Origin of the sequence: Cupriavidus sp. L7L (genome assembly GCF_004353535.1) — a bacterium.
In the GTDB taxonomy this organism is placed as follows: Bacteria; Pseudomonadota; Gammaproteobacteria; order Burkholderiales; family Burkholderiaceae; genus Cupriavidus; species Cupriavidus oxalaticus_A.
This window is the reverse complement of the sequence record NZ_SMNY01000060.1, coordinates 1-18,874: the sequence shown is the minus strand read 5'-3', so window position 1 is coordinate 18,874 and position 18,874 is coordinate 1. Positions and strand designations below refer to the sequence as shown.

Sequence of the window (18,874 nt, the reverse complement as noted above, 5' to 3'; positions counted from 1 at the left end):
GGCGCTCATCAGCAAGCCGATGTCGGGCAGGCCATCCGGAACATTGCGGTGCCGTTTGTCGGAATTTGCGGTCGCCTCGCCCATCAGGTCGAACTTTCCCGCGTCTTCGGTCACCTCATAGCGATCGACCTCGGTCTCGTCGGGATCGAAGTTCAGTTGCCGGCGTTTCGGTGAGTCTCTGCGGCGGGAAAGGCTGTCGATCTTCTCGTCCGGCCGCCACGCCCGGTTGTCAGTGCGCTCGAGCTCGGCCTGACGCTTCCGGCTCATGCGCAGATGGGATCCCATCACGCCGGGAATAAAGATGATCGGAATGACCCAGTCCGGGGGCACCGGCAAGCTGACGCGGCGCTTGTCGGTTGACGGTGTCAGGGCAACGGTGGCACCGGCGCGGCCGCCGATCTCTTCGCCGGTTTTCAGGTGGATGCGATCATTGGCCACTTGCTGCCTCCCCGATCTCGATCGTGACGTTTTCCGCGCCCTGGCTTTGCTGGAACGTGGTCAGCCCATCCATGTCGGTGACGCCCTCGATCACGCTGCCATCCGACTGCGTCAGGCGGAATCTCCGATTCCTGGCCGGTGAGCCGTCGGGCAGGTGCAAGTACACCTCCTGGTCGAAATCGCTGTGCGGCAATGCCAGCGAGCTTGGACTCATTCCATCCGGGCCATCGAGACAGAATCCGGCGGCGTGAATCTGCTTTGTCCCGCGCATGCCTTCCACAATCTGCGAAGGCGTCCAGCGCTGGTAGGTCTGCCCGACCTTGAGCACGATGCCCTGGTCGGCTTCAAGGACGATATCGCCGAGCGCCCGAAAATGGATGTTGCGCCGAGCGGTGCCCTTGATGTCGCCGCCCTGCGCTTCCAGTGCAATGTGATCGGTCGCGGCCACCAGCCGAATCCCCAGGCTGTGCGCGAACAGCGCAATACGCCGGGCCGCGCTGGCGAAGAAGCCGCCGCTGCTGGCGAACGACGCATGCTTGCCGGTCGTGACGGCCAGATGCTCCCCGCTATGCAAGTGGGTGGACCGTGCAGCCGTCGCAGCCAGTGCTGCTGCGGACGCCATTACCAGATGGGGTGCGGTCAGTTCGCCGTTGACCTCGCCCGAGCCACAGATCTCTTCGTGTTGAGCCTTGAGGACCGTGGCGACGTCCTGCTGTTCGCTGTCCTGCGCCTGGTGGTGACGGGCGAGCTGTGCGGTGGTGTGATGGGCGTGCTGCGCGTGGTGCAGGCGGTCCAGCGTTTCGCCCATGTCCTTGTGATGCGCCCTGGCATCGGGCCGGGCCTCGGTGCTGACCAGCAGGCCGTTGGCGCCGCGTATGGCGCCGTGCCCATCGGTACGCAGCTCGAAGCCCTCGCCCCGATGGTCCTGCCGTCCCCGGTTGTCCTCGATACGGGTGAGGTAGCCCAGGCTGAGCTGGGACCGCTGATGATCGGAGGACAGCTGGGACTGGATCTCGCCCTTGGTATCGTCGAATACCAGATGGCCGCTGCCCGAGCCGTCCTGTTCCCGGCTACGAATGCCCGTCAATGCATGCTGGTCCGGCAACTGCCACGGCGGCATGTTCAGGCTGTTCGGCACCGCGCCCATGACAATAGGCTTGTCCGGATTGCCGCCATCCAGGAACATCACAAGCACTTCGCTGCCGATGCGGGGGATGCCGACCTGGCCATGCTGCGAGCCCGCCCATGGCGTTGCCACCCGGACCCAGCATGACATCCGGTTGAACCGGTCCCACGGAAACTGCACGCGTACACGCCCGAAGCGGTCTGGCCATACCGCATGGCCCTCCGGGCCGACCACTGTCGCGCTTTGCGGACCTGTCACCACGGGCCACGGCACGCTCAGGGCGGGACGGAACACCTCCTGTGCCGGATGGCATTCGAATGCCACCCTGCAGTGCCAACGCTGGCCTTCGCCGGCGGCTTCCGCCACGTCTTCCACCGTGAGGTGCGTGTCCAGCACCACATACTCCCGGTTGGCGGCCAGCTGTGGATGCCCGCTGACGTGCATGGTGTGCCCGGGCACGACAGCGCGCAGGTTGCCCTTGCCGAAGCAGCGAAGCCCCCGGGAACGAATCTCTTCCATGCGGATGCGGGCGATCATCTCGCCTTCATCCCCTGGGCGGTTGTCCGTCGCCGGCTGCGCGTGCTCGCCGGGAAATTCGTAGACCTCCTGGTGCAGCGCGCCGGTGTTCTGGCCGGTTTCGCGGGCATCGGCGCTGCCGGCGGTCAGGTTGCCGCGCGGCTGGGTGAAACTGTAGGCATTGGTCGTGTACCTGCCGGCGACCACGGCATCGACTACCGAAAAATCGTCCAGGTGTTCCTCGTCGATCCTGACGCCGGGCGGATGGACTGCAAGCACCTGATAGGCCTCGCTCGGCATCCTGGGATAGCCGCCGACATGGTCGACCAGGATGAGGCGGTGCTTTCCCTCCGAATGCGCGAAGAACCATGAGATGCCCCAGTGCTGCATGAGACGGGCGATGAAGGTGTAGTCGCTCTCGTCGCATTGGGTCCGGTAGGCCCGCGTTGGGTACTTCGCCACATCCAGCCTGCGCTCAACGGGAAAGGAGTAGGCGGACAGCACCTCCTCGATGATCTCGATGTCGGTGCGGTTCTCGAAGATCCGGCTGTTCCTGTTCAGCGTGGCAAGCCACAGCCACGGACGCAGGGTCAGGCCATAGACGAAGTGCCGCCCTTCGGCACGCAGGTAGCGGGCACGATCGACGATGCCGCTGATCTCGCGGGTGCCCGCGCCGATCCGGCCCGCCAGCCCGGTTCCCATGCCATCGAGCTGGATATGCACGGTCAACTCCCGACCGTTCATTTCGCGCAAGTCGACATTGCCTTCCCGGCCGTGGAAGTTGAAGTCCTTGTCGGAAGTCTTGAGCTCGATCTCGTACTCGAACAAGCCGCAGAGTCCTTCCTTGCCCTGCAGGCGTACGAAGGCAAACGGTGCCTGCCCGCGGCCATGCGGCAATGCCGGGCCGGAGACTGTGACGGTGCGGACGGAGATCGGCAGATGGTCGCGGACATTCATGCGGGCACTCCTGGAATGAAGACAACCACAGGGTGCCCGGATGCACGTCGAGCACGTTCTGCGGAGGGAGTCGATGCTATCCGCAAAACATGCCTGAAGAGGCCCGACTATCGCGACATTTGATGGTACCGATGCAAGTTCAGATTCTTCCCAGCGGACACGCAGACAAAGCGCAAATTGAATTCACACGGCGGACGCTGATATTTCTCCGCAGCCGCGGGGAAATGTAAGACGGCCCTAAGGCAACGCATCCTCCGGCAACACACTCAACCCCGACGCGCTGGTCGACATGGTCCGGCGCTGGCTCCTGAGCACCCCGTTCTCGTCGAACTCGAGCAGCACCGTCGACGAGCGGATGGAGCCGCCGGCGAACAGCGGTCCGATGAACGGGATAAAGCTTTCGGGATTCGGCCGGGAACTCGCGAAGGAATAGACCAGGATGGTCGAGCCGTTGCTGAGGGTCGTCTGCGAGGTAGGCTGGCCCAGTTGCGTGGTGACGTCGTCGAGCGTGGAGAAATCGAGCAGGAAATTCTCCAATTGCTCCTGCCGGACATTGACGCCCGTCGAAACGCAGGCAGCCAGCATCGCGCTGGCTGCAATCAGGGCGTGAACACGTTTCATGTCGTCACCGCCGTACCATGGTGCGTGGCGGGGAGCGTGTGCAGGGCCGTGCTGCCAGCGGAGCCCCGCATTGCGTCCGGCATGCCCTGCTTCAAGCATAGACGCTCCGGGCGGCGTCGGCTTGCGTCCGGTTGACCTGACAATGCAGGTGCCTCCGGCGCCATCCGGTTCCGCTTGCTGTCGTACACTAGGCACTGGCGCCGCACTGACGCTTGCGGTTCCATGTTCGTAGTGCCCGTCTTGACTCTGCTCAAGCCTTTACTCGCCGAGCGCTAGCAAACTGTCATCCATGACTTTTCCTACCTCGCCATCCGGCACGCCCCGCGCCGCCAATGCTGGCCAAGCCAGCGCCTCGTCCAGGTCCCATCGCCCGCTGCCCTTGCCGCGCGGCCGTCTTGCATGGGTCACCGGCATCCTCAGCTGGATCCTGCTGGTTGCCAGCACCCTGTTCTGGTGCCTGCTGCTATTCCCGCTGGCGCTGCTGAAGCTGGTGCTGCCGTTCGCCGCGGTCCGCCGGCGCATCGATCCGGTACTCAACGGTATTGCCACGGCGTGGATTTCCTGGAATACCGGCTGGTTCGCGCGCATCCAGCAGGCGCCGTGGGATATCCAGGGCAATACCGGGCTGCGCTACGCGGACTGGTACCTGGTCAACTGCAACCATCAGTCGTGGGCCGATATCTTTGTGCTGCAGCGCTCGCTGAACCGGCGCATCCCGCTGCTGAAATTCTTCCTGAAGCAGCAGCTGATCTATGTGCCGGTGATCGGGCTGGCGTGGTGGGCGCTGGACTTTCCGTTCATGAAGCGCCATGGCAAGGCGGAACTGCGCCGCAATCCGGCGCTGCGGCGCCAGGACCAGGAAACGGCGCGGCGCGCATGCGAGAAATTCTCGCTGGTGCCAACCAGCGTGATGGTGTTTGCCGAGGGCACGCGCTTCAGCGAGGCCAAGCGCGTCGCGCAGGCGTCGCCGTACCGTCACCTGCTCAAGCCCAAGGCGGGCGGGCTGGCGGTGGCGCTGAATGCAATGGGAACGCGCTTTCGCTCGATGATCGACGTGACCATCGCCTATCCAGACGGCGTGCCAAGCTTCTGGGACCTTGCTTGCGGCCGCGCCGGCATGGTGGTGGTGCGCATGCACCAGTTGCCGGTGCCACCGGCATTCTGCGAGGCCGACTACGCCACCGACAAGGCGTTCCGCACGGAATTCCACCACTGGCTGGCGCATCAGTGGCAGTCCAAGGACGACGAGATCGACGCCCTGACGGCCCGGCGCGCCGACTGACCGCGCGCATCGGCCGGCCGCCGCCCGGCTAGCCCGGCAACCGCTCCACCGCCCGCTTGCCCTGGCTGACCGCCGCCGTCACCGACGCGCTGCCGGCATTGTCGCTGTTGGCAATGCTGATGTTGCCGACCCCGGCCAGGTCCGGCCAGGCCGCGTCGGCAGCCACGTTCTCGCCTGCCACGCTGTCCGGCATATAGCTGTAGCCGTGCGCCCAGCGGTTCACCGTGATGCCGCGGATCACCTTGCTGGCGCTGAAGCCGGCCTGCCCCAGCATCCGGTCCAGCTGCGCGCGGATGTCGCGCTCGAGCGCATCGAACGGGGTTCCCAAGAGGAAGGCGCGGCCAGCGCGGAAGCGGTCGCGCGCGCGCATGCCGCTGTCGGGCACGGTTGGCACATAAAGCATGTGCAGCACTGCCGGGTCGGACGGACGGGGGCCAGCGGGCGGCTCCAGCCACAGGTCGGTGTACGTCATGGCCGGCGCGTGGATGCGCCGCGTGCGCAGCGCGGCGAAGGCCTGCCAGTTGTCGAGCGCCACCTTGGTGTAGACCAGCGGGGCCTTGGCCTCGTCGCGCAGCACCGCCTTCTGTGCGGCCGGCAGCGACGGCAACAGATACGGGATCATCATGTTGTAGCCGGCCAGCACCACGTGGCGCGCTTCGACACGGTGCAGGTTGCCGCCCCAGCCGTAGGTCACGCGCGTGATGTTGCCATCGGGCTCGACCGCAATCGCGGTGCTGTTCAGCCGCAGCCGCACCGGCGCGCCGTCGCGGTCCAGCCGGTTGTAGTCGAAGGCGGCAGTGGCCACCTCTGCCGGCACGGCAATCGACGCCACGCCCGGAATCAGGCTATGCACCAGCAGCCGTGCCAGCGAGGCATTGCCATCCGGAAACCACAGGCGCGAGGCCGGCGACTTGCCCAGCCGGGGGTTCGGCGCCGGCGCGGGCATGTTGGCGCCGGCGGGCAGTCCGATGGCGATGGCATCGGCGACCGAGATGCCGTCGGCATCGAGCGCATAGGCATCGTTGCTGCGGCTGCGCAGGAAGCGCAGCGCCGGCAGGCCGAGGCCGGCCTTGTCGCGCAGGAAGGCGGCGTAGCGCATGGTGCGCAGCGCCGCGGCGCGTGCGGCGTTGTCGAGGCCGGGCAGGTAGTCGGTGGTGCCGGCCGCCAGGCGCGCCAGCGCGGCGCGGTCCGCCGCGGGTAGCGGCGCCTGCTCGAGGAAGCGTTGCAAGGCAGCGGCATCGGGCCCCTGCGCGCGCAGGCCATTGCGCGCATCGGCCAGTTCGCCGAACGGATCGCCGCCGAGCCACTGGTCGCGGCCGAAATGCTCGGCATCGAAGAACACGGCGCGGCCCATGCCCAGCGCGGCATATGGGTCGGACGGCGGTGCAGCCGGCGGGCGCGCGGGATCGAGGCCGATGCCGGCCAGCAGCTCGCGCATGGCAGCGTCGCTGGCTGCGCCGGGCGGCATCTCGGCGCTGCCGCCATAGGTGACCAGCCGCTGGCCGCGGACAGTGAATTCGTTGCGCTTGGCATGGCCGCCGAAGTCGTCGTGATTGTCGAGGATCAGGATGCGCCGGGCGGCGCCGAAACGGCGCCGGTAGAACCATGCCGCCGCCAGTCCGCTCACCCCGCCGCCGACCACGACCAGGTCGAAGGCCTCGCGCGCCAGCACCACGGGATATTTGGCGCCCTCGCGCGCCAGGCCGTGGGCCAGCGTATACGTGCCGTCATGGTTGCCGCGCAGCCCGGTCAGGGCCGGCGGATAGCCGGCGCTTGCCGCCCCGCCCTGCTGCGCGTGCAGCCATTGCACCGGTGCCAGCCCGGCGGCAATGGTCAGCGCGGTGCCGTTGAGGAAGTCTCTGCGCGTGATCGTCATCGGATGCTCATCGGAAAGCGGTGCGTGCCGGAGCGCTTCGCCTCAGCGCTGTGCCGCCAGCGCCTTGCGCCGCGCGGCCACGTCGGCTTCGGTCACCGGACCGGCACGGTTGCCCCAGCCGCGCCGGATGAAAGTCAGCACGCTGGCCAGTTCCTGGTCATCCAGCGTCCAGCCATAGCCGGGCATGTGGTAGTCGGTGGCGGCGGTGCCGACACGCGCGGTCACGGCGCCATCGAGCAGCAGGTTGACCAGCGACGCCGGATCGGGATCGGCCACGGTCGGGTTGCCTGCCAGCGGCGGGAACACGCGCGCGAAGCCCTTGCCGTCGGCGCCATGGCACGGCATGCAGTACACCGCGTACTGGCGTGCGCCCGGCACGTCGAAGCGGCCCTGGTGCAGTTGCTGCGCGGTGGCCGGATCGGGGCGGAACGGCTTGTCCTCGCCGCGCGCGCCGGGCAGCGACTTGAGGTAGGCCGCCACGGCATCGAGGTCGCCCGGACTCATGTATTGCGTGGCGGTGGAGATCACGACGGACATGGGCCCGAACGAGGTTGCGTGCCCATTGCGCCCGGTGCGCAGGAACTCGGCAATGTCCGCGCGCGACCATGCCCCGAGGCCGGTGACCTGGTCGCCGGTCAGGTTGGTCGCGGACCAGCCTTCCACGCTGGCGCCCGACAGGAAATGCCGGCTGCGCTCGTCCAGTCCTTGCTCGGCGAACAACCGGCCGCGGGGCGTGTGGCAGGCTCCGCAGTGGGCCACGGCCTGCACCAGGTAGGCGCCGCGGTTCCACGGGTCGCCGCGCGCGGGCTCGGTGCGAACCGGGTCGTCGTCGAGAAACAGCAGGTTCCAGACCGACAGCAGCGAGCGCATGCCGTACGGAAAGCGCAGCTGCGGCGCCGGGTTGCGCTGCGCCACGGGCGCGACTTCCGCGCGCAGGTAGGCATACAGCGCGGCCACGTCGTCGGCACGCATGCGGGCGTAGGACGGGTACGGCATGGCCGGATACAGGCGCTTGCCGTCGCGCGCCACGCCCTGGCGCAGTGCGCGGTCGAACTCCGCCAGCGTATAAGCGCCGATGCCGGTGGCGGCGTCGGGGGTGATATTGGTCGAGTGAAGGGTGCCGACGGCGGTGCGGATCGGCAACCCGCCGGCAAATGGCTTGCCGCCCTCGCGGGTATGGCATGCGGCGCAGTTGGCGATGCGCGCCAGATAGCGGCCGCGTTCGACCTGCTGCGCCTCGGCGGCGCCCGCGGCCAGTGCCGGACGGGCCGGCCAGGCAACCAGCAGCGCCAGGGACAGCCACAGCCAGGGTAGCCAGGACAGCCACTGCGCGGGCAGCAAAGCGGCGGCGCAATGCCGCCCGGTCGGGCGAGACATGGGGTCGATCAGATTGTTGTTGTGATGAGAATGTAACGCGACGCCGCGGCTCAGGCTATCGTCATGGCCGGTATGGCGCTTGCCGCTGCCGATGCGCCCGACACGGCCCAGTTGGCGGCCAGCACCAGGCAGGCTACCAGTCCGGCGGCCACGGCCACGCCGGTCAGGATCAGCGGCACGGGACGCAGGTTTTCCAGGTCGCGCTGGTGTTCCTGGCCCTTGCGCAGGCCAAAGAAGCCCCACAGCACGGTCCGCAACAGCCTCAACGGGTTCATTGTCTCTCCTTGCACGAAAGCCTTTGGCGACGACAACCGATTATGGCCGCCAGCCGCCGGCCATACCAGCATCAGATACCCGGAAAATTTACGTATCAGTTGCCGGACCCCGGGGCGATAATGGCACCCTACACCCCGCCCCGCCCCCGCCCCCGACTGCGCCCCATGAAACGGTACGAAGCCCTCGCCGAAACCCTGGCCGCCGATATCCGCAACGGCAGCCTGCCGCCCGGCACCCGCCTGCCGTCGATCCGCAAGACCGTGGCGCAATACGGGGTCAGCCCGTCCACCGCGTTCCAGGCCTACTACCGGCTGGAAGAGCGCGGACTGGTGCGCGCGCGCGAGCGTTCCGGCTACTACGTGGCGGGGCCGGCCCGGCGCGACCTGCCGCAGCCGCAGGCGCGGCCGTCGCGGCAGGTGTCGACCCAGGTCGACATCTCCAAGCTGGTGTTCGCGGTGCTTGAAGGCGCGCGCGACCGCAAGCTGGTGCAGTTCGGCTCGGCCTTCCCCTCGCCTGAGCTGTTCCCGTGGGAGCGGCTGGGCAAGTCGCTGGCGCGGGCCGGCCGTGCGCTGGACCCGTGGCATTCGGTCAACGACCTGCCGCCCGGCAACGCGGCGCTGCGGCGGCAGATCGCGCTGCGCTACCTCGGCGCGGGCGCGCCGCAGCCGGCCGAAGACCTGGTCGTCACCAACGGCGCGCTGGAGGCGCTGAACCTGTGCCTGATGGCCGTGACCCAGCCGGGCGACGTGGTCGCGATCGAGTCTCCGGGCTTCTATGCCGCGCTGCAGGCGCTGGAACGGCTGCGACTCAAGGCGCTGGAGATCCCGGTCGATCCGGCGCAGGGCATCGACCTGGGCGCGCTCGACAACGCGCTGTCGCGTCACCCGGTCAAGGCCTGCTGGTTCATGACGCAGTTCCAGAATCCGCTCGGCGCCAGCATGTCGGAAGACAAGAAAAAGGCGCTGGTGGCCCTGCTCGCCCGTCACCAGGTGCCGCTGATCGAAGACGATGTCTATGGCGAGCTCTATTTCGGCAACCGCTGCCCGCTGCCGGCCAAGGCCTTCGATACGCAGGGGCTGGTGATGCATTGCAGTTCGTTCTCGAAGACGCTGTCGCCGGGCTTCCGCATCGGCTGGGTGGCGCCGGGCCGCTTCGGCGAGGCGATCCAGCGGCTCAAGCTGATGACCACGCTGTCGGCCGGCGTGCCCACCCAGGTAGCACTGGCCGAGTACCTGCAGCACGGCGGCTATGACAAGCACCTGCGCCGCCTGCGCCATGTGCTGGAGATGCAGCAGGGCCAGATGCTCGATGCCATCGGCCGGCATTTCCCGGAGGGCGTGTGCGTATCGCGGCCGGAGGGCGGGTACTTCCTGTGGGTCGAGTTCGCGCCCGGCTTCGATGCGCTGGCGCTGCACCATGCCGCGCTGGAGGCCGGCATCGGGCTGGCGCCGGGGCCGATCTTCTCGGCGCGGCAGGGCTACCGCAACTGCATCCGGCTCAACTACGGGCACTTGTGGAACGACGAGGCCGAGACGGCGGTCGCCACGCTCGGCCGGCTGATCGCGCAACAGGCGACCTGAGCGGCCTGAGCGGCCTGAGCGGCCTGAGCGATCTCAGCGCGCGTCGCGATGGCGGCGCAGCGCCCATTCCAGCGTCTCGAACGCGGCCTGCACGGCGAGCGCCAGCACCGCGGCCGGGATCGCGCCGGCCAGCAGCAGCGTGGTGTCGTTGAGCGCCAGCCCGGTGGCGATGCGCTCGCCAAAGCCGCCGGCGCCGACGAAGGCCGCGATCGTGGCCGTGCCCACGCTGATGATGGCGGCGGTCTTGACGCCGGCCAGCAGCACCGGCAGCGCCAGCGGCAGTTCCACGTAGCGCAGTACCTGGCCGCCGCGCAGCCCGAGCGCGCGGGCAGCGTCGCGCATGCCCGGCGGCACCTGCTCCAGTCCGGTGGCGGTGTTGCGCACGATCGGCAGCAACGCATACAGGAACAGCGCCACCAGCGCCGGCCACACGCCGATGCGGCCCAGCAGCGGGATCAGCATCGCCAGCAAGGCCAGCGACGGCACGGTCTGCAGCACGCTGACGGCGCCCAGCACCACCTGGCCGGTGCGCCGGCGGCGCGCAGCCAGGATGCCCAGCGGCACGCCGGCCAGCGTGGCGGCGCCGACGGCGCCTGCCACCAGGCCGACATGGCGCCGCGCCAGCCGGTTGGTGTCGGGTCCAAACAGCGCGCCCAGCAGGCCGCGATCGCTGGTGCCTGCCACCGAGGCCGCGGACGCCGCGGACGCCGGTACTGCGGCCGGTTCGGCGCCGGGGTTCGGGCCATGCGCCACGAACTCCCGCGCGACGAGATCGAACGGCTTGCGGTCGATCTCCGCCGCAGCGTTCATGGCCACCATGTCGGCCGCGCTGATGCGGCCCGACAAGCGCTGCAGCGCCTGCCACGCCTGCGGGAAGCGCTGCGGCACGTCCAGCCGGTACACCACCACGGCGTCATAGCGCGGGAAATAGCGGCGGTCGTCTTCGAGCACGCGCAGCCGGTACTTGAGGATCTTGGCGTCGGTCGAATAGATGTCGATCGCATCCACCTGCCCCGCCGCCAGCGCCTCGTAGGCAACGCCGTGGTCCAGCCCGACCGGCTGCTGCGGCAGGCGATAGCGGCTGGCAAGGCCGGGCCAGCCGTCCGCCCGGCCGAGGAATTCATGCGACAGGCCCAGCCGTAGCCGCGGCTGCGCGGCCAGGTCGCTGAGCCGGCGCAGGTTGGGCGGGCGGGTGTCGGAGACGGCCAGTGCGTAGGTGTTTTCAAAGCCGAGCGGGATCGCCGCACCCAATCCCAGCGGGGCCAGTGCCCGCTGGATGGCGTCCAGGCCGGCGCCGGGCGGCAGCTTCAGGATCTCCGCGGCGAGCGTGCCGGTGTAGTCGGGATAAAGGTCGATGCTGCCGGCCTTGAGCGCCTCGAACACGATCGCGGTATTGCCCAGCCCTTGCTGGTGCTGCGCGGTGCCCGGCGGACCGGCGGCCTGCGTCAGCAGTTCGCCAAGGATATAGGACTCGGTAAAGCGCTTGGAGCCAACGCGCAAGGGGTCGGCGGCCTGCGCGGGCGCCGCTCCCACGAGTGCTGTCGCGAGCACCCAGAGTGTCAAGCGCCACAGCGTGGTCCTTTCATTGACCTGCCGATAGCCACCGAGCCAGGCAAACACGTCCGTCCTTTTTGGGGGGCCGGTGTGCTCCCGGCATCTCTACATCATAGCCGCGGCATAGCCTTATCCCGAAATAGTATTTGCCATTTGCATGATAAGCACGTCAGAATCCGGATTGAACATACATCGCCAACACCAATGGAAATCCGGCAACTGGAAGCCTTCGCCGCCGTCGTGACCACCGGCAGCGTCACCGCCGCGGGCCGCCTGCTCGGCCGCTCGCAGCCGGCCATCACGCGCCTGATCCAGGAGCTGGAGGCCGAACTCGGCTTTGCGCTGTTCACCCGCAGCGGCCCGCGCGTCAGTCCGACGGAACAGGGCTTCCTGCTCTACGACGAGGTCGAGCAGACGCTGGCCGGCATGCAGCAGATCCGCAGCCGGGCCGCGGCACTGGCACGCGGCGACGGCCGGCCGTTGCGCATCGCCGCCACGCCGGCACTGGCCGCCGGCCTGCTGCCGCCCGCGCTGGCGCTGGCGTTCGAGCGCGGCCAGTGCGCGCCGGAACGCGTGGCCGTGCAGGCCGTATCGCCGGAACAGGTGGTGCATGCCGTGCTGACCGGCGCCGCCGACATCGGGCTGAACAGCCTGCCGCTGGAACACCGCGGCGTAACCGTGCACTGGATCGGCCAGTCGGCTTGCGTGGCGGCGGTGCGCGGCGACGATCCGCTCGCGGCACAGGCAGCGATTTCACTGCAGGATTGCCGCGCCCGCCGCATCGTCACCATGCAGAACCCCTACCGGCTGCGCCGCCGCGTGGACCGGGCGCTGGCCAGTGCGGGCGTGCCGGCCGCCGGCGTGATTGACACCAACACCTCGATCAACGCGCTGACGCTGGTCCGCGCCGGCCTTGGCATTGCGCTGCTGGAGCCCGTGACCGCACGCGGGCTGCCGCTGACCGACATCGCGGTGCGCCCGATCGACGCGGATATCCCGTTCTACTTCGGCGTCATCACGCCGCAGGCGCGACCGGCCAGCACCGCCGTGCTGGCGCTGGTGCAGGCGGCGGCCGATGCCGCCGCCGCGCTGCTGCCGGACCTGCTGCTGCGCGATGCGGCCGAGCACGGCGCGCTGCTGCAATCGCTGTACGGCGACACCGGCGCCGGCACCGACTTGTTTTCACCGGACACCGATCTTCCCAGCCATGACTGACCCCACCACTACCACCCCCGCCGGCCTGCCCGCCCTCGAGGCACGCCTGCGCCAGGACCTGTCCTGGCTGGAACTGCCCGCAAAGCCGTGGACCATGCCGCGCACCCACGACGGCCGTGACGTGCTCGACGTCGCCGTGATCGGCGGCGGCATGGCCGGCCTGGCGGCCAGCGCCACGCTGGCGCACCTTGGCATCCGCGTGCGCGCCTTCGACCGCGCGCCGGCCGGCTTCGAGGGCCCATGGGCCACCACGGCGCGCATGGAAACGCTGCGTTCGCCCAAGCAGCTGACCGGCCCCGCGCTGGGGCTGCCGGCGCTGACCTTCCGCGCCTGGTTCGAGGCGCAGTTCGGTGAAGACGCATGGCAGGCGCTGGACAAGATCCCGCGGCTGCAATGGATGGACTACCTGCGCTGGTACCGGCAGGTGCTGGACCTCGATATCCGCAATGAGCACCGCGTCGAACAGATCGTGCCGCGCGCCGATGGCCTGGTGTCGCTGTCGATGCGGTCCCCCGCAGGCCCGCTGACCGTCCTCGCGCGCCGCGTGGTGCTGGCGACCGGCCGCGACGGCCTCGGCGGCGCCTGCGTGCCTCCGCTGGCGGAGGCGCTGCCGCGCCACCTGTGGGCGCACTCGTCCGACGAGATGGACTACGCCACGCTGCGCGGCAAGCGCGTGGGCGTGGTCGGCGCCGGCGCGTCGGCGATGGACAGCGCCGCCACCGCGCTTGAAGCCGGCGCGGCCTCCGTCGAGATGCTGGTGCGGCGCCAGGACATCCCGCGCGTCAACAAGAGCAAGGGTGCCGGCAACCCGGGGCTGACCCACGGCCACTATGGCCTGCCGGATGCCTGGAAATGGCGGCTGCGAAACTACATCAACACCGAGCAGGTGCCGCCGCCGCGCGGCAGCACGCTGCGGGTTTCGCGCCATGCCAATGCGCATTTCAACCTGGGCGCGGCGCTGGAGTCGGTCGAAGTGCGTGGCGACGTGCTGCATGTCGCCACGCCGCGGGGCACCTTCGAGCTGGATTTCCTGATCTTCTCGACCGGCTTCCGCATCGACCTGGAAACCCGGGCGGAATTTGCCGCCTTTGCCCCGCATATCCGCTACTGGCGCGACCGCTACGTGCCGCCGGCAGGCCAGGAAGACCGCGAGCTGTCCGATTCGCCGGACCTGGGCGAATCGTTTGAATTCCAGGAAAAAAAACCGGGCGCGTGCCCTGGCCTGTCGCGCATCCACTGCTTCTGCTATCCGGCGGCGCTGTCGCACGGCACCATTTCCGGCGATATCCCGGCGATCAGCGACGGCGCGCGCCGGCTCGGCCAGGGCATCGCCGCGCTGCTGTACCGGGAAGACGTCGAACTGCACTATGCCGCGTTGCAGGCCTTTGCCGAGCCGGAAGTCTTCGGCGACGAATGGACCCCGGCGCTGCCGCCGGCTCTGCGCACCGCGCAGGCCTGACCGCAAATACCTTGAACCTTGAACCGATACTTCCGAACCAACAGAGTCCGATGACCCAGACCTCCGCCCCCGCGGTCGACCTGATCGACCAGCTCACCGGCCTGGCGCCCGGCAGCGCCACTTACGCGCTGCGCCATCAACGCGACAAGGTCGTGGCCGCCACCCAGGGCAGCCATGACGCCCTGTTCGACCCGGCCCTGCCCGGCCTTTCGCTCGAAGAACGCCTGCTGGTCGCGCTGTACGCGGCGCGCCTGACGCCCTCCGCGGCGCTGGCGGCGCACTATCGCGCGCGGCTGGAACAACTCGGCGCCGATGCCGCGCACGTGCGCGCCGCCGCCGAAGGCCAGCCTCAGGAGATCGCCGAGCCGCGCCTGCGCGCGATGCTCGCGTTCACCCGCACGCTGATCGAAAAACCCGTCGAAGGCGACAAGGCCGCGCTGCAGGCGCTGCCCGCAGCGGGCCTGAGCACGCCCGCCGTGGTCACGCTGGCGCAGCTGATTGCCTTCCTGTCGTACCAGGTTCGGCTGGTAGCCGGCCTGGACGCCTTGAAGGCATTGAACGACACCGCAGGAGCCCAGGCATGAGCGAGATCATCAAATCCCACGGCTTTACCAACGAAGTGCTGGACTGGAAGGCATGGCTCGATATTGTCGAACTGGACCAGGCCACGCCCGAACAGGTTGCCGTGCTGGAAGAAAGCCATCCCAAGGCCAAGGTGCAGGACTACTACCGCTTCCTGGTGCACCAGCCCGAGATCCTGCGCCAGCGCTCCACCGCCTTCAACGCCATCATGTACGCACCCGGCGGCATGCCGCGCGCCGAGCGCGAGCTGGCGACCACGGTGGTGTCGCGCATCAATGGCTGCGTGTACTGCGCGTCGGTGCATGCGCAGCGCTTCGAGCAACTGGCCAAGCGCAATGACGTGATCCGGGAAGTGTTCGAGGACCCGCGCTCGGCGGGGACCACCGCGCGTGAGAAAGCGATCGCGCAGTTCTCGATCGAACTGACGGAGCGGCCGGCGGAGGTAACCGCGGCACTGCTCAAACCGCTGCGCGATGCGGGGGTGACGGATGCGGAGATCCTCGACCTGATCCACTCGGTCGCGATCTTTGCGTGGGCGAACCGGTTGATGCTGAATCTTGGCGAGCCGGTGTTTCCGGATCAGGCTGAGGGCTGAGGGGTGAGGAGTGACTGAGGACCGGCCTCGATAGCCAGCAACCTGCGCTGTCGCGGGACACGGTCTAGCTGTCACCGCCCCCGTAATGCACCGCCAACCAAACCGTCGGCTGCGTTTCGTCAGTCCATGCCACACGATGCCGGCAATGCGCCGGCAAGTGCAGCCAGTCGCCGGGCCGCATCACATGCTGAACTGCCTCACCCTCAATCTCCAGCGCAGCACTGCCGCTGACCAGCAGCACCCACTCGGCTTCCGCGCTGTCGTACCAGAACCCTGCCGGACTGGCCTGCCCGTTGGAGACGATCCGCTCGATCTTCAGGCCAGGCCGAGCCAGCAGCGGCTCGAACACTTCTTCCGCCAGGTTCACCGGCACAGCGGCCAGCAAGCTTCCATGCTCGAGCGCCATCATCGCCTCCGGAAGGTAACGTCGTGTCAGTCCGCCGGCCCCGGCGCCAGCACGTCGCGCGCGCCGTTGCGGCCCATTGGCGACACCAGCCCGGCGACTTCCATCTGCTCGATCAAACGCGCCGCGCGGTTGTAGCCGATGCGCAGCTGGCGCTGCACTGCCGAGATCGAGGCGCGCCGGCTGGTCAGCACGAAGGACGCGGCTTCGTCATACAGCGGATCGGCTTCGCCATCGCCGCCGCCTTCGCCGAACAGGTCGGCGCCGCCGGCCTCGGCCGGGTCGCCGGCCAGGATGGCCTCATCGTAATCCGGCTCGCCGAATTGCTTCCAGTGCTCTACCACGCGGTGCACTTCCTCGTCGGCGACGAAGGCGCCGTGCACGCGCTGCGGGTAGCCGGTGCCCGGCGGCAGGAACAGCATGTCGCCCTGGCCGAGCAGGCTCTCGGCGCCCATCTGGTCGAGGATGGTGCGCGAGTCGATCTTGGACGAGACCTGGAACGCCACCCGCGTCGGGATATTGGCCTTGATCAGCCCGGTGATCACGTCGACCGACGGTCGCTGCGTTGCCAGGATCAGGTGGATGCCGGCGGCGCGGGCCTTCTGGGCCAAACGCGCGATCAGTTCTTCGATCTTCTTGCCCGCGACCATCATCAGGTCGGCCAGCTCGTCGATCACCACCACGATCATCGGCAGCCGCGACAGCGGCTCGGGCGCGTCCGGCGTCAGCGAGAACGGGTTGGGCACCTTGCGCTCCGCCGCCTCGGCGGCGCGGATCTTCTGGTTGTAGCCGGCCAGGTTGCGCACGCCCAGCGCCGACATCAGCTTGTAGCGCTTTTCCATCTCGCCGACGCACCAGTTGAGCGCGTGCGCGGCCTGCTTCATGTCGGTGACCACCGGCGACAGCAGGTGCGGGATGCCCTCGTAGACCGAGAGCTCGAGCATCTTGGGGTCGATCATGATCAGGCGCACATCTTCCGGCGTGGCCTTGTACAGCATCGACAGGATCATGGCGTTGACCGCGACCGACTTGCCCGAACCCGTGGTGCCCGCCACCAGCAGGTGCGGCGCGCGCGCCAGGTCGGTGACCACCGGATTGCCGGTGATGTCCTTGCCCATCGCCAGCACCAGGCGCGAATGGTGTGCCTGGAACGAGGCCGCCTGGACGATCTCGGACAGCCGGATCATCTGCCGGCGCGCATTGGGCAGCTCCAGGCCCATGCAGGTCTTGCCGGGGATGGTCTCGACCACGCGGATCGAGGTCACGCCGAGCGCGCGGGCAAGATCCTTCATCAGACCCACGACTTGCGCGCCGCGCACGCCCATGGCGGGCTCTACCTCGAAGCGCGTGATGACCGGGCCGGCATCGGCGCCGACCACGGCGACGGGTACCTTGAACTCGGCCAGGCGCTGCGCGATCAGTTCACCGGTTTCGCGAAGGCGCTCTTCCGACACCTGCTCGCCGCTGTCGAGCTGGTTTTCCAGCAGGTCGGCGGGCGGCAGGCGGTAGTCGACCGGCGGGCGGGGCGCGGGCGGTTCGGGAACCGGTGCGGGTGCGGGAGCGGGCTGGCTCGAGCCCAGCGGCACCGTGCGGCCGACCACGGCCGGCAGGACGATGCGGGGCTTGGCCAGGGGCGCGGCGATCGGGGGCGGTGCCGGCTCGGGTGCGACGGTCGCTTCCGCAGGTTCCGCTGCCGCCTCGATCGCGGCAGCCGCTAGCTCTTGTTCCGGCTGGATAGCTTCGGTTGACTCGACTGCTTCAACAGTCTCAACTGCTTCAGCTGCCTCAACGACCTCGGCCGACTCAACGACCTCGGCCGATTCAACGACCTCAGCTGCCTCAACGACCTCAGCCGACTCAACGACCTCGGCCGATTCAGCAACCTCAACGGCCTCAGCGACCTCCGCCTCCGCATCAGGTTCGCCTGCCCCCCTATCAGCAACCGCTTCGCCGACCAGACCGTTACCGTCCATCAGCGTTTCCGTGTCCCGCTCGGCGGCAGGGTCGGCCGAGGCCGGTGCAGCCCCACTCTCCTCCTCCATCGCCGAGGTAGCGACGGCCTGTGCCACTGCACCGAGATCGTCAGTGTCGTCAGCCGGCACCGCACCCACAGGCTGGCTTTCGACCTCAGTTTCGCCTGCCGGGACCAGGCCGTCTGCTTCATCCTTCGGCGCAGCATCGATTTCGTCCGCAGCATCCGTCGCGTCGGCAACGTCGGCCAGCGCCGCCGTGATTGCGGGACTTTCAGGAACTGCGGCGACTTCCGTTACGGACGCAGGCTGCGCGCTGGCCTTGCCCGCCAGCGCCTGCAACTCGGCCAGCAGGTCCAGCGCTTCCTGCCGGATTGCTGCCAGCGTGACGGCGTCGATGTCGCCGGCAATGTCCTTGTCGATAGCCGGCTGCGCAGCCGGCTCTGCCGGCTCTGCCGCCTCTGCCGATTCTGCCGCCCCTGCCGGCGTGACCGGCGGCGTGACCGGCGCCGCGTCGTCGGGCTCGATCACAACCGTGTCAGCGGCGACAGCCGTGTCGGCCTCGGCCACCGGCGTTTCCGGCACCGCCGGCTTGGCGATGGCAATCGCCGGCTCGACGGCTGCCTGGACAACGCCGGCCGCCGCGGCAGGCACAACCTCTGCGGCAGGCGAGAGCGCAGCCAATGGCACCGTTGCCGCCGCCTTCGCCTGCGCCTCCGGCAAAGTCGTGATCGACGAGCGCACCAATGGCTGCGGCTGCCGGAACGGGCTGCTGACGACGGTTGCGCGCGGGTGTTGCGCAGGACGTGCGGCCGCTGCTGCCTGTGCCGGCGCTGCAGCCACTGCGGCCGCTGCGGCCGCTGCAGGCTTGCGTGGCGCCGGCGCCGGCGCAGGCCGTGCTGCCGGCGCCGCCTGCGCAACGGCCTGGGCCGCGCCTGCCGCAGCGGAGGTTCCCGCGGCGCGCGCGGTCTTGCCCGCGGCCGGCGCATCGGCAGCATGCAGCCAGATCTCGCCCGGCTGCGGCGGCGATTCACGGGTACGCCGCGG

Annotated in this window: 14 protein-coding genes and 1 pseudogene; 6 read left to right on the top strand and 9 right to left on the bottom strand. The window is 68.8% G+C overall.

What is annotated here, in order from left to right; translation table 11 throughout:
• From E1J61_RS34740 to E1J61_RS34730, 3 genes and pseudogenes are all read right to left on the bottom strand, one after another.
• Nucleotides 1-438, bottom strand: a pseudogene (locus E1J61_RS34740) (hypothetical protein); the annotation flags it as partial.
• Entirely contained in the window at nt 428-3,037 is a 2,610-nt protein-coding gene (locus tag E1J61_RS34735) for a type VI secretion system Vgr family protein (protein ID WP_133098348.1), read from the bottom strand. The pseudogene E1J61_RS34740 and the gene E1J61_RS34735, both read right to left, overlap by 11 nt.
• Before the next feature lie 237 nt (nt 3,038-3,274).
• A complete protein-coding gene (locus E1J61_RS34730; RefSeq protein WP_133098347.1) occupies nt 3,275-3,658 on the bottom strand; it encodes a hypothetical protein in 384 nt (127 codons plus the stop codon).
• A gap of 379 nt (nt 3,659-4,037) precedes the next feature.
• On the opposite strand from E1J61_RS34730, the gene E1J61_RS34725 reads away from it, so the two are divergent.
• A complete protein-coding gene (locus E1J61_RS34725) occupies nt 4,038-4,940 on the top strand; it encodes an acyltransferase (RefSeq protein WP_133098352.1) in 903 nt (300 codons plus the stop codon).
• A 28-nt stretch (nt 4,941-4,968) separates the two neighbouring features.
• Here the strand turns inward: E1J61_RS34725 and E1J61_RS34720 are convergent, their stop codons facing one another.
• Genes E1J61_RS34720 through E1J61_RS34710 form a run of 3 tightly spaced genes read right to left on the bottom strand, consistent with a single transcriptional unit; the run spans nt 4,969 to nt 8,468 of the window.
• Complete coding sequence (locus E1J61_RS34720) at nt 4,969-6,816, bottom strand: NAD(P)-binding protein (protein ID WP_133098346.1); 1,848 nt, start codon at nt 6,814-6,816, stop codon at nt 4,969-4,971.
• Nucleotides 6,817-6,858: 42 nt separating this feature from the next.
• The gene (locus E1J61_RS34715; RefSeq protein WP_243737104.1) at nt 6,859-8,193 is read right to left on the bottom strand and encodes a cytochrome c; all 1,335 of its coding nucleotides are present in this window, start codon (nt 8,191-8,193) and stop codon (nt 6,859-6,861) included.
• 50 nt (nt 8,194-8,243) lie between these two features.
• On the bottom strand, nt 8,244-8,468 hold the full coding sequence (locus E1J61_RS34710) for a DUF2970 domain-containing protein (RefSeq protein ID WP_133098345.1): 225 nt from the start codon (nt 8,466-8,468) through the stop codon (nt 8,244-8,246).
• Between the two features lie 165 nt (nt 8,469-8,633).
• Between E1J61_RS34710 and E1J61_RS34705 the strand changes: the two genes are divergently transcribed.
• Entirely contained in the window at nt 8,634-10,049 is a 1,416-nt protein-coding gene (locus E1J61_RS34705) for a PLP-dependent aminotransferase family protein (RefSeq protein WP_133098344.1), read from the top strand.
• Between the two features lie 33 nt (nt 10,050-10,082).
• Here the strand turns inward: E1J61_RS34705 and E1J61_RS34700 are convergent, their stop codons facing one another.
• Entirely contained in the window at nt 10,083-11,600 is a 1,518-nt protein-coding gene (locus tag E1J61_RS34700; protein WP_133098350.1) for a glycine betaine ABC transporter substrate-binding protein, read from the bottom strand.
• A gap of 207 nt (nt 11,601-11,807) precedes the next feature.
• Between E1J61_RS34700 and E1J61_RS34695 the strand changes: the two genes are divergently transcribed.
• The 4 genes from E1J61_RS34695 to E1J61_RS34680 are packed head-to-tail and all read left to right on the top strand — an operon-like array spanning nt 11,808 to nt 15,454.
• Nucleotides 11,808-12,818 (top strand): LysR family transcriptional regulator, encoded by a 1,011-nt coding sequence (locus E1J61_RS34695; RefSeq protein WP_133098343.1) that lies wholly within the window; start codon nt 11,808-11,810, stop codon nt 12,816-12,818.
• On the top strand, nt 12,811-14,277 hold the full coding sequence (locus E1J61_RS34690) for an FAD-dependent oxidoreductase (protein ID WP_133098342.1): 1,467 nt from the start codon (nt 12,811-12,813) through the stop codon (nt 14,275-14,277). Before E1J61_RS34695 ends, E1J61_RS34690 begins: the two co-directional genes overlap by 8 nt.
• Nucleotides 14,278-14,327: 50 nt before the next feature.
• Nucleotides 14,328-14,861 (top strand): CMD domain protein, encoded by a 534-nt coding sequence (locus tag E1J61_RS34685; RefSeq protein WP_133098341.1) that lies wholly within the window; start codon nt 14,328-14,330, stop codon nt 14,859-14,861.
• Nucleotides 14,858-15,454 (top strand): peroxidase-related enzyme, encoded by a 597-nt coding sequence (locus tag E1J61_RS34680; RefSeq protein ID WP_133098340.1) that lies wholly within the window; start codon nt 14,858-14,860, stop codon nt 15,452-15,454. Before E1J61_RS34685 ends, E1J61_RS34680 begins: the two co-directional genes overlap by 4 nt.
• A gap of 64 nt (nt 15,455-15,518) precedes the next feature.
• On the opposite strand, the gene E1J61_RS34675 is transcribed toward E1J61_RS34680, so the two are convergent.
• Together E1J61_RS34675 and E1J61_RS37595 are read right to left on the bottom strand one after the other, a co-directional pair.
• The gene (locus tag E1J61_RS34675) at nt 15,519-15,860 is read right to left on the bottom strand and encodes a cupin domain-containing protein (RefSeq protein ID WP_133098349.1); all 342 of its coding nucleotides are present in this window, start codon (nt 15,858-15,860) and stop codon (nt 15,519-15,521) included.
• Nucleotides 15,861-15,886: 26 nt separating this feature from the next.
• On the bottom strand, nt 15,887-18,874 hold a 2,988-nt coding region (locus tag E1J61_RS37595; protein ID WP_165971605.1), incomplete at its 5' end, for a DNA translocase FtsK.

What these genes read in the sequence shown, in the direction of transcription:
- E1J61_RS34720 (WP_133098346.1), bottom strand. Translation starts at nt 6,816, where the DNA reads ATGACGATCACGCGCAGAGACTTCCTCAACGGCACCGCGCTGACCATT.
- E1J61_RS34705 (WP_133098344.1), top strand. Translation starts at nt 8,634, where the DNA reads ATGAAACGGTACGAAGCCCTCGCCGAAACCCTGGCCGCCGATATCCGC.
- E1J61_RS34675 (WP_133098349.1), bottom strand. Translation starts at nt 15,860, where the DNA reads ATGGCGCTCGAGCATGGAAGCTTGCTGGCCGCTGTGCCGGTGAACCTG.
- E1J61_RS34690 (WP_133098342.1), top strand. Translation starts at nt 12,811, where the DNA reads ATGACTGACCCCACCACTACCACCCCCGCCGGCCTGCCCGCCCTCGAG.
- E1J61_RS34730 (WP_133098347.1), bottom strand. Translation starts at nt 3,658, where the DNA reads ATGAAACGTGTTCACGCCCTGATTGCAGCCAGCGCGATGCTGGCTGCC.
- E1J61_RS34710 (WP_133098345.1), bottom strand. Translation starts at nt 8,468, where the DNA reads ATGAACCCGTTGAGGCTGTTGCGGACCGTGCTGTGGGGCTTCTTTGGC.
- E1J61_RS34715 (WP_243737104.1), bottom strand. Translation starts at nt 8,193, where the DNA reads ATGTCTCGCCCGACCGGGCGGCATTGCGCCGCCGCTTTGCTGCCCGCG.
- E1J61_RS34685 (WP_133098341.1), top strand. Translation starts at nt 14,328, where the DNA reads ATGACCCAGACCTCCGCCCCCGCGGTCGACCTGATCGACCAGCTCACC.
- E1J61_RS34735 (WP_133098348.1), bottom strand. Translation starts at nt 3,037, where the DNA reads ATGAATGTCCGCGACCATCTGCCGATCTCCGTCCGCACCGTCACAGTC.
- E1J61_RS34680 (WP_133098340.1), top strand. Translation starts at nt 14,858, where the DNA reads ATGAGCGAGATCATCAAATCCCACGGCTTTACCAACGAAGTGCTGGAC.
- E1J61_RS34695 (WP_133098343.1), top strand. Translation starts at nt 11,808, where the DNA reads ATGGAAATCCGGCAACTGGAAGCCTTCGCCGCCGTCGTGACCACCGGC.